The 9,905-nt window shown below is 66.9% G+C and carries 8 protein-coding genes; 3 read left to right on the forward strand and 5 right to left on the reverse strand.

Annotated features, from left to right (window positions below; translation table 11 throughout):
- Nucleotides 1-784 precede the first annotated feature (784 nt).
- From AAD027_RS14215 to AAD027_RS14235, 5 genes are all read right to left on the reverse strand, one after another.
- Nucleotides 785-1,900, reverse strand: coding sequence for an AI-2E family transporter (locus tag AAD027_RS14215; RefSeq protein ID WP_341726676.1), 1,116 nt, complete (start codon nt 1,898-1,900; stop codon nt 785-787).
- Nucleotides 1,901-2,110: 210 nt separating this feature from the next.
- Nucleotides 2,111-2,539, reverse strand: coding sequence for a hypothetical protein (locus AAD027_RS14220; RefSeq protein ID WP_341726677.1), 429 nt, complete (start codon nt 2,537-2,539; stop codon nt 2,111-2,113).
- The gene (locus AAD027_RS14225; RefSeq protein WP_341726678.1) at nt 2,536-3,036 is read right to left on the reverse strand and encodes a phage holin family protein; all 501 of its coding nucleotides are present in this window, start codon (nt 3,034-3,036) and stop codon (nt 2,536-2,538) included. The genes AAD027_RS14220 and AAD027_RS14225 overlap by 4 nt, the downstream gene beginning before the upstream one ends.
- A gap of 12 nt (nt 3,037-3,048) precedes the next feature.
- Nucleotides 3,049-3,417: a hypothetical protein gene (locus AAD027_RS14230; RefSeq protein WP_341726679.1), complete on the reverse strand. Its 369-nt coding sequence runs from the start codon at nt 3,415-3,417 to the stop codon at nt 3,049-3,051.
- 152 nt (nt 3,418-3,569) lie between these two features.
- Entirely contained in the window at nt 3,570-5,021 is a 1,452-nt protein-coding gene (locus tag AAD027_RS14235; protein WP_341726680.1) for a Do family serine endopeptidase, read from the reverse strand.
- Between the two features lie 566 nt (nt 5,022-5,587).
- Between AAD027_RS14235 and AAD027_RS14240 the strand changes: the two genes are divergently transcribed.
- The 3 genes from AAD027_RS14240 to AAD027_RS14250 all read left to right on the forward strand — a co-directional run bounded on the left by AAD027_RS14240 (nt 5,588) and on the right by AAD027_RS14250 (nt 9,532).
- Nucleotides 5,588-7,738: an adenosylcobalamin-dependent ribonucleoside-diphosphate reductase gene (locus AAD027_RS14240; RefSeq protein WP_341726681.1), complete on the forward strand. Its 2,151-nt coding sequence runs from the start codon at nt 5,588-5,590 to the stop codon at nt 7,736-7,738.
- A 277-nt stretch (nt 7,739-8,015) separates the two neighbouring features.
- Nucleotides 8,016-8,567: a hypothetical protein gene (locus AAD027_RS14245; protein WP_341726682.1), complete on the forward strand. Its 552-nt coding sequence runs from the start codon at nt 8,016-8,018 to the stop codon at nt 8,565-8,567.
- A 128-nt stretch (nt 8,568-8,695) separates the two neighbouring features.
- A complete protein-coding gene (locus tag AAD027_RS14250) occupies nt 8,696-9,532 on the forward strand; it encodes a TSCPD domain-containing protein (protein WP_341726683.1) in 837 nt (278 codons plus the stop codon).
- Nucleotides 9,533-9,905: the final 373 nt, after the last annotated feature.

A 9,905-nucleotide genomic window follows, 5' to 3' on the forward strand; every position in this document is an offset into this window, starting at 1 on the left:
GTGCGCCCTGGCGCACGATCGCCATCCGTCCAGACTGAAGCCATTGCACCTTCGGCATGACTTGCTTTGCTTCCGGCATGGCGCCGCTCGCCGCGGGGCCCTACTTTTCTTTGCTTGTGCAAAGAAAAGTAGGCAAAAGAAAGCACACCCCGGCGGTCCGCCCGCCACTGCGTGGCGGGTGCGCAGTCCCGGCAGGAATTTCCGGAAGACACATCCTGTGTCATCCGGAAACGGCGCACATCCTTGTGCGCCGCCCCTGCGGGGTTTGACCTGCCGGGACTGCCGGACCTAAAGGGGCCCCGAAAGCCAGGACTGACACAACCGGAGCGCGCCTTTGCCTTTGCTTTTGTCTCTGGCTCTTAGGGGCCCCCATTTAGGCGCGGCAAGCGGGCCGGGTAAAACCCGTAGGGCGCCGCCCCGGATGGGCGGCGTTTTCGTATGGCACAAGGATGTGCCTTACGAAAATTCCCGGCCCGCTTGCGGACCCGGAGTGCGAAGCACGCAGGGCGCGCCGCCTGGGGTGTGCTTTCTTTGGTTACTTTCTTTGCACAAGCAAAGAAAGTGACGCCTCGCGGCGAGCGCGCCATGCTGGAAGCAGCACAGCCCCTTCCGAAGAGTGAACGTATTTCGTTCAATGCAAGTGAACGTTTCGAGTGAATTGCGCACGTAACCGGTGCGGGAGACAAGAAACAGGTGGGCTTCGTTCGGCCCTCAGCCCAACCCCTCTCCCGGTGGAGAGGGGCTCGGGTCATCGCGGTCAGCATGTGGTGCGCCGGGGCGCACCCTACTCGAGCAAGCGCGCCCAGCCTTCCATCCCTTCCACCCGCGCCAGCACCAGCTTCACGCACACCAGCAGCGGCACCGCCAGCAACAGCCCGATGATCCCCCACAGCCAGCCGAACAGCATCAGCGCCAGGATCAGCACCAGCGGCGACAGCGCCATCCGCCGGCCCAGCACGATCGGCGTGACGATCTGGCCCTCGATCGTGTGCAACACCAGATACGCGGCCGCAGGCAGCAGCGACCGCCACGGATCGTCGAAGGTGATGAAGCCCACCAGCAGCATCGCCACCATCCCGATCAGCGGGCCCACGTACGGCGCGAAGTTCAGCAGCGCCACCACCGTGCCCCACAGCAGCGCCTCCGGCAGCGGCAGTTCCAGCAGGTACAGCGCGCCGGCGAAGACCAGCCCCACCACCGTGTTGATCAGGCTGATGGTCAGCACGTAGCGCGACACCTCGCGCTCGATGGAGTGCAGGATGCCGACGGTGAACTTCCTCTTCTGCCGGCCGGGCAGCAGGGCGATCGCGTTGCGTTGCAGGTTCTCGCCGTAGACCATGAAGAAGAACGTCAGCAGCACCACCGCCAGCAGCGAGGCCAGCAGGCGCGGCGTGGCGATAAGCATGCGGTAGGGGTCGTCCTGCGCGGTGCGCACCACCTGCGGCTGCCTGCCGGTCTGGCCGCCGGCGGCGCGGGCGAAGTTCTCCGCCGCCTGGTTGGCGTCCTGCATCGGCTTGGTCAACTGGCGTAGCTTGGGCGCCAGCTGGCGCAGCTCGCGCGGCGCCTCGCGGGCCCATTCCATCGCCGACGGCAGCATCTGCTGCGCCAGCAGGCCGGCCGCGGTCATGCCGCCCAGCAGCACGATCAGCGCGGCCAGGAAGCGCGGCACGTACAGCCGGCGCAGCAGGCGGATGATCGGGTTGCCGACCAGCGCGAAGAACATCGCCAGCAGCACCGGCAGCAGCACGTCCTGCGCGGCCCACAGCGTGTAGCCCACCGCCAGCGTGGCCAGCACCAGCAAGGGCACGGAAGCGCGCGGGCGAGGCGGCGAGGCGGTGGATGCCGGCGGGGGCGGAGTGGCGTCGGGCAGCGGTTCGCCGGGAACGGACGGTGTGCTCATGGGCAGGCTGCCGGAAGGGACGGGCGATTATGGACGCATCCCTGTAGGAGCGACGTCAGTCGCGACCCCGGGAATGGAATACCCCGAAAGTTCACCGACGGGAGGCGGGAACGACACCGGCAATATCCCGCCATGATGTGTCCGCGGGGTCCGGTATCCGGCATGCTTCGTTTCCGCGGTCGCGACTGACGTCGCTCCCACAGTGGGGGTTCAGCGCTCCGAAAGCTCGGTCGCCGCTTCGGCCGGGCGCGGGGCGGTGACGACGATGTCGTCCTCGTCGAACGTCTGGTCCACCACCGGCTCTTCCAGCGTGGCGCCTTCGGCTTCGGCCTGCACTTCCTGCGCGGTGTCGGCCGCCTGCTCGGCCTGTTCGGCGGCGCCGGCGGCCTGCACGGTGGCCAGCAGGCCGGATACCGCGCTGAACATCTGCATCCAGCGCACCCCGGTCAGCGCGCGCAGCGGCTCGGCGCGGCCCACCAGGAAGCCGCTGACCAGACCGGCGATGACGATGCGGCCGGGCGTCCAGCCCGCGCGCCAGGCCTGCTTCAGCGTGGTCCATTGCGTCTGCGTGTGCGTCGCGCGCAGTTCCACCCGTTGCTCGGCGCGCGCCACGCGTTGCTGCAACGCCTCGAACCTCATGGCGACGTGCCTTTCCCGGGTGCGTCCTTGGCGGGCGCGTCGTCGTCGGGATCGTCCTTGCCGCCGCTCTCGTCGAACAGGCCCATGCGCGACAGTTGCCGGCGGGTCGCGTGCAGGCCGGTATGATCGAAGTAATGCCCGACCTTCCATATGGCGAGGGCGGTCACGGCCAGGCTGACCAGCGCGGCGAACGACAGCGACTGCAGCCACGACCATCCGAAGCGCTGCATCAGCGCGATCAGCGCGGCGGCGACCAGCAGCCAGGCCGAGGCGCCGAACACGATCGCCACGCCCGACCACGCCAGCGCGCGGCCGAACGCGCTGCGCGCCAGCGCCAGGTCGGCGGAGAACAGCGTGCGGAATGCCCGCCCCGTGTCCCTGGCCGAACCATAGGCCGCGCGTCCGGCGGAACCCACCGCACGCAGGCTTTCTTCCAGCCCCGGGGGTGCCGGACGTTCGTCTTCGGCGTCGGGGGACTCGCGCGGTGCGTCGCTCACGGCGCGGACGGCTTACTTGTCGCTGCTGCCGCGCGCCAGCTTGGCGATGATCCAGCCGGCGGCGAAGGCTACGCCGAACGAGGTCAGCGGACGCTCGCGGATCAGTTCCGCCGCGCTGTCGACCAGGTCGCGGCCCTTGTCCATGAGCACGTCCACCTGTTCGCGCGCGGCGCCACCGCCGGCTTCGGCGGCGGCCAGGCCCGACAGCGCGCCGTCGGCTAGTTCGGATTTCACGTTCGCCTTGCCGAGTTTCAACTCGTCGCCGGCGGCGCTGGCGGCGCCCTTGATCGCCTCGGTGGCGGCCGACGCGGCCGACTTCAGGTGCGAACCGGCCTCGCTCAGGTTGGCTTTCACGGTGTCGGTGGCGGTGGGGTTGTTCATGGTGATCTCCTGCGGGCGGGGATGAGGCCACTCTAGCGCAGACGGATGAAGGGGCTGTTAGGCGAAGCTGGGATTCGTGATTGGGGATTGGGGATTCGCAAAAGCGAATCCGTTCCCGAATCCCGAATCCCCTCCATCCCGAATCCCGGCCCTCACTGCATCAACACTCTGCCCACGCCGTTGCCGCGCCGGATCTGCAACACCAGTTGCGCGGGTTTGCGCTCGAAGCTGGCGCGGAAACTGGCCAGGTCGCCGAACTCCCCGCTGCTGCTGGCAAGCACCAGATCGTTGGTGCGCAGGCCGCTGGCGTGGGCGCGGCTGCCGGCGGCGACCGCACTGACCTGCAGGGCGCCGCGCACGCCCAGGCGCTGGCGCGTGGCTTCGTCCAGGTCCTTGAACGTCGCGCCGGTCAGGCGCGGGTCGATGCTGGCGCCTTCCAGGTTGCGCACGCCTTCCTTCAAGGTCGCCACCAGTTGCAGCGGCCTGCCGTCGCGGCGCACGTCCAGGGTGATGCGCGCGCCCACCGGTTGCAGGCCCTCGAAGTTGTGCAGCGCCGCGCGGTTGTCGATGCGCTGGCCGTTGGCCGCCAGCACCACGTCGCCCGGCTGCACGCCGGCGGCCGCCGCCGCCGAGCCGGGGTACACCCGCGCCACCAGCGCGCCGCGCGCGTTGTCCAGGCCCAGGCCGCGCGCCATGCGCTCGTCCACGTCCTGCGATTCCAGCCCCAGCGTGCCGCGGCGGACCACGCCGTTGTTGGCCACCAGCTGGTCCTTGATGTCGCGCGCCAGGTTGATCGGGATGGCGAAGCCCAGGCCGATGTTGCCGGCCATGCTGCCGCGCGGGTTGAAGCTGGCGGTGTTGATGCCGACCAGCTGGCCCTGCAGGTTGACCAGCGCGCCGCCGGAGTTGCCGGGGTTGATCGAGGCGTCGGTCTGGATGAAGTTCTGGAAGCCCGCCACCGGGATGCCGCTGCGGCCCACCGCCGAGACGATGCCCGAGGTGACCGTCTGTCCCAGTCCGTACGGGTTGCCCATCGCCACCACGAAGTCGCCCACCTGCAGCCGGTCGCTGTCGGCCAGCGGGATGGCGGTCAGGTTGCCGGCCGGGATGCGGATCAGCGCCACGTCGGTATCCGGGTCCGAGCCGATGAACTCCGCTTCCAGCGTGCGGCCGTCGTCCAGGGTGACCGACACGCCTTCGGCGTTCTCGATCACGTGGTGGTTGGTCAGAATGTAGCCGTTGGCCGCATCGACGATCACGCCCGAGCCCAGCGCGCGTTCGACGCGTTCGCGCGGCACGTCGGGGATGCCGAAGAAGCGGCGGAAGAACGGGTCGTCGGCGAAGGGCCCCAGCGGGCTGGCCACGCGCACGGTCTGCCGGCTGTACACGCTGACCACGGCCGGAGTGACCCGCTTCAGCATCGGCGCCAGCGACGGCACCGCCTGGCCGTCCACGGCGGTGGGCAGGGCGGCGGCGGCAGGCACCGCGGCGGCGGGCGGACCGGCCAGGGCCGGCTTCTGGATCAGGTCGTTCAGGCCGGTGGCGGCGAAGCCGCCGAAGGCGGCAGCGGCGGTCAGGGCCATCAGGGTCGGGAGCGGGCGCATCGCTTTCTTCATGTTCGGTCGGCGGGTCGTCGCATGGGATCGGAAAGATGGGGTGCCGGGTCGCATCCGCAAGTCCCCGGCGAAGCTGAATGAGTCTGCTCACCGACCCTTAAACCGGCAATGAAGTTCAGTGCGCACGGGCGTTCGCGGGGCCTGCGCGACCCGCCTGCGGGTGTGACGGACAGCAGAAAAAATCCTGTCGATCCGGTTGACACATGGCGACCCCGGGCGTAGTTTGCCTATCTCGTGCTGCCACTACATGTTGCGGTCCAGCACGAAATGGACCCAAGCACTGGTGTTTTTCCGGCGGATGCTTGGGAAATCTGGCGCCTTTGGGGATCGGCGCATGCGGGCGAGAGTGGCTGTGGTCAAGCAGGCGGGTACAAGGCCCACCAACACATTCCGGCAACCGGGGCCGCGCATGCTGTGCGACGGCCCGCCGGGCCGTCGCCGCGGCACGGGTCCGTCGCAGTCCACGAGGGCGGTCGGCACGTCCGCCCGGTACAGATAGACAACACGCTTCACAGGAAGCAGGTTCCAGTCGTTTTCAGGAGAACAACACAACCATGAGTACGGTGCGCCTCGAGGCGGTCAAGACGGAACACCCCACGCTGATCCCCATGCAGCCGGCCTCCCAGGACATCTGGGACAAGAAGTACCGGCTGAAGACCAAGCAGGGCGAGCCCCTGGACGCCGACATCGACGGCACCTACCAGCGCGTGGCCCGGGCCCTGGCCGATGCCGAGACCACCCCCGAGAAGCGCGCCTACTGGTACGAGCGTTTCGTCTGGGCGCTGCGCCGCGGGGCCATTCCCGCCGGCCGCATCACCTCCAACGCCGGCGCCCAGCAGCACAAGCCGGCCACCAGCACCATCAACTGCACCGTCTCCGGCACCATCGAGGACTCGATGGACGGCATCCTGGACAAGGTCCACGAGGCCGGCCTGACCCTGAAGGCCGGCTGCGGCATCGGCTACGAGTTCAGCACGCTGCGCCCGAAGGGCGCCTTCGTCGCCGGCGCCGGCGCCTACACCTCCGGCCCGATGTCCTTCATGGATATCTACGACAAGATGTGCTTCACCGTCTCCAGCGCCGGCGGCCGCCGCGGCGCGCAGATGGGCACGTTCGAGATCTCGCACCCGGACGTGAAGGACTTCATCCGCGCCAAGCGCGAGGACGGCCGCCTGCGCCAGTTCAACCTGTCGCTGCTGATCACCGACGGCTTCATGGAGGCCGTGGACAACGACGCCGACTGGCCGCTGGTGTTCCCGGTCAACATCAAGGAAAAGGGCGACATCGACCTGGACGACGCCGCCAAGGTCGTCTGGCGCGACTGGCCCACCCACAAGAACTACATCGTCCGCGACGACGGCCTGGTGGCCTGCAAGATCTACGGCCACATCCGCGCCCGCCACCTGTGGGACATGATCATGGTGTCCACCTACGACTACGCCGAGCCGGGCTTCATCCTGATCGACCGCGTCAACGAGATGAACAACAACTGGTGGTGCGAGAACATCCGCGCCACCAACCCCTGCGGCGAGCAGCCGCTGCCGCCGTATGGCGCCTGCCTGCTGGGCTCGGTCAACCTGACCACCTTCGTGCGCAAGCCGTTCACCGACGAGGCCAGCTTCGACTGGGAGGAATACAAGGAAGTCGTGCGCGTGTTCACCCGCATGCTCGACAACGTGGTCGAAGTGAACGGCCTGCCGCTGGAGCAGCAGCGCAACGAGATCCTGCGCAAGCGCCGCCACGGCATGGGCTTCCTGGGCCTGGGCTCCACCCTGACCATGCTCAGGCACAAGTACGGCAGCCCCGAATCCTGCGAGTTCACCGAGGCCATCGCACGCGACATGGCCGTGGCCGGCTGGGAAATGGGCCTGGCGCTGGCGAAGGAAAAGGGCGCCGCGCCGATCATGGACGAGTTGTTCACCGTCACCGCCGCCATGCTGCGCCAGCGCCCGGAAATGGCCGCCGACGGCTGGAAGGTCGGCCAGGAGATCCCCGGCAAGGTGCTGCACGCCAAGTACAGCCGCTACATGCAGCGCGTGGCCAGCGTGGCCCCGGACCTGGTGGACGAACTGGCCGAAGTGGGCAGCCGCTTCACCCACCACAGCTCCATCGCCCCCACCGGCACCATCAGCCTGTCGCTGGCCAACAACGCCAGCAACGGCATCGAGCCCTCGTTCGCGCACCATTACAGCCGCAACGTGATCCGCGAAGGCAAGAAGTCGAAGGAAAAGGTCGACGTGTGGTCGTACGAGCTGCTGGCCTACCGCGAACTGGTCAACCCCAAGGCCATGCCGTTCAGCGACGACGCCGACGCCAGGCTGCCGGAGTACTTCATCGCCGCCGACGACGTCAGCCCCAAGGAACACGTGGACGTGCAGGCCGCCGCGCAGAAGTGGGTGGACAGCTCCATCTCCAAGACCGCCAACGTGCCCACGGACTACCCCTACGAGCAGTTCAAGGACATCTACCGCTACGCCCACCAGCAGGGCCTGAAGGGCTGCACCACGTTCCGCTTCAACCCGGCCGCCTTCCAGGGCGTGCTGGTGAAGGAAGCCGACCTGGAGAACACCACCTACCGCTTCGAGCTGGAGGACGGCGACGTCATCGAGGTGAAGGGCAACGAGCAGATCGAATACGACGGCGAACTGCACACCGCCGCCAACCTGTTCGACGCGCTCAAGGAAGGCTACTACGGCAAGTTCTGATCCCCTGGATCACACCCCCCAGCCTACGGGGAAGGGGAAGCGAGTACTCCTCCCCCGCTTGCGGGGGAGGATGCCCGGAGGGCAGGTGGGGGGAGCGAGCGAAGCGAGTTGCTCTTGTCTTTGCTCCCCACTTCAAAAGCGCCCCCACCCCGACCCTCCCCCGCAAGCGGGGGAGGGGGCATATCCAGGTAACTCCAAAGCATCAGCTTCACCCGCAACACCCACGCAACAGGTATAGCATCGGCAGCGTCACAACCCACGCCCACAGGAGGGCAGCATGAGCAACGGTAATGGTGTCACGGCGACGCTCTCCGGCGCCGCCGAGAGTGTGAAGGACAAGGCCGTGGAGATCGGCGAAGCGGTGGCCAGCACGGCCAGCGCCACCGTGGCCAAGGCCAAGAAAGCGGCCAAGAAGGCGCGCAAGACGGTGAAGGCCGACATCGCCAAGGCGAAGAAGGCCGTGGCCAAGCGCACCGACAAGGCCAGCAAGGCGGTCAAGAAGACCGTCGCCAAGGCAAAGAAGAAGCTGGCCGCCGCCAGCGCCAGCGCCAAGGCCGAAGCGGCCAGCCTGCAGAAGAAGGTGACCGGCAAGAAGGCGACCAAGAAGACCGCCAAGAAAGCCGCGAAGAAGGCCACCAGGAAAGCAGCGGTCAAGAAGGCGCCCGCCAGGAAGACCGCGAAGAAGGCAGTGAAGAAGGTCGCCAGGAAGGCGCCGGTGAAGAAAGCGGCCAGGAAGGCCGCGCCCAAGAAGGCGGCCAAGAAAGCCGTCCGCAAGGCAGCCCCGAAGAAAGCCGCGAAGAAAGCAGCAAAAAAAGCGGCCCGTAAGTAAGACCTGGTGTACTCCACTCCCTCCCCCGCAAGCGGGGGAGGGTTGGGGCGGGGGCCAACCCGAAGACTCCACTAGGTCCCGCCCGTCACCATCAACACCCGAAAAGACAAGAACAGGATTCCACCGTCATGGCCGTCAAGATCGACAAGAAAATCAAGGGCTACAGCGTCCTCACCCCCGAAGACAAGGCACGCGAGGCCGCGCAGGCCGTCCCGACCGCGTCGGTGAGCCGCGCCACGGTGGAAGCGGAACTGCCGCAGGACAACATCATCCAGATGCACGAGCGCATCGAGCGCCCGGAAGTCCTCATCGGCAGCACCTACAAGATCAAGTCGCCGCTGGTGGAGCACGCCATGTACGTGACCATCAACGACATCGTGCTGAATGCCGGCACCGAGCACGAACTGCGCCGCCCGTTCGAGATCTTCGTCAACAGCAAATCCATGGAGCACTTCCAGTGGATCGTCGCGCTGACGCGCATCATGAGCGCCGTGTTCCGCAAGGGCGGCGACGTGACTTTCCTGGTGGACGAGATGAAGGCCGTGTTCGACCCGCGCGGCGGCTACTTCAAGGCCGGCGGCGTGTACATGCCGTCGCTGGTCGCCGAGCTGGGCGCCATCGTCGAAGAGCACATGAAGTCCATCGGCCTGATCCACGACCCGCAGATGAGCGACCACCAGCGCGCCATCCTGGCCGACAAGCGCAAGCAATACGAAGACCGCGCAAAAAAAAACTCTGAAGTAAGCGCCCCGGCTCCCTCTTCCCCCGCCGTCGCGGGGGAAGATGCCCGAAGGGCAGATGGGGGCAGCGCGGTGCCTGGTAGCTCCGAAGACATCGCCGTCACCGGCGACGGCGCCAGCTTCCCGCCCTCCGCCACCCTCTGCCACAAGTGCAGCACCAAGGCCCTCGTCATCATGGACGGGTGCGCGACGTGCTTGAATTGTGGGTATTCGAAGTGCGGATAAGTAAGTCAAAACCCTCATCAAATTGTCCGTCTGTGCGGATAGGCATAAGCTGCTAGTTGGAAAGGCATAAGCTGCTAGTTGAAAAGGCATAAGCTGCTAGTGGTCTAGCTGCAAGTACACAGGGCTCCCTCGGGAGCCCTGTTTTTTAAAGGGCAAGCGCTACATCAAGCTGGACGTCAACGACATTGCTCCTGTCGTTCCCCATGCCAATCCTGTGCCGTATAGGTCCCCGACGCTAACCCCGGCGCTGTCTGGCCTGCTGCCGGTTCCGTGGACACCCTCCTAATGTAGTCCCGCCTGTTTCTCGAACTCGATGGGGCTGACATAACCGATCGTCGAGTGCCGCCGCAGCGGGTTGTAGAACCGCTCGATG

Origin of the sequence: Pseudoxanthomonas putridarboris, from assembly GCF_038321125.1 — a bacterium.
GTDB classification, from domain to species: Bacteria; Pseudomonadota; Gammaproteobacteria; order Xanthomonadales; family Xanthomonadaceae; genus Pseudoxanthomonas_A; species Pseudoxanthomonas_A putridarboris.

What these genes read in the sequence shown, in the direction of transcription:
- AAD027_RS14215 (WP_341726676.1), bottom strand. Translation starts at nt 1,900, where the DNA reads ATGAGCACACCGTCCGTTCCCGGCGAACCGCTGCCCGACGCCACTCCG.
- AAD027_RS14220 (WP_341726677.1), bottom strand. Translation starts at nt 2,539, where the DNA reads ATGAGGTTCGAGGCGTTGCAGCAACGCGTGGCGCGCGCCGAGCAACGG.
- AAD027_RS14230 (WP_341726679.1), bottom strand. Translation starts at nt 3,417, where the DNA reads ATGAACAACCCCACCGCCACCGACACCGTGAAAGCCAACCTGAGCGAG.
- AAD027_RS14235 (WP_341726680.1), bottom strand. Translation starts at nt 5,021, where the DNA reads ATGCGCCCGCTCCCGACCCTGATGGCCCTGACCGCCGCTGCCGCCTTC.
- AAD027_RS14240 (WP_341726681.1), top strand. Translation starts at nt 5,588, where the DNA reads ATGAGTACGGTGCGCCTCGAGGCGGTCAAGACGGAACACCCCACGCTG.
- AAD027_RS14245 (WP_341726682.1), top strand. Translation starts at nt 8,016, where the DNA reads ATGAGCAACGGTAATGGTGTCACGGCGACGCTCTCCGGCGCCGCCGAG.
- AAD027_RS14250 (WP_341726683.1), top strand. Translation starts at nt 8,696, where the DNA reads ATGGCCGTCAAGATCGACAAGAAAATCAAGGGCTACAGCGTCCTCACC.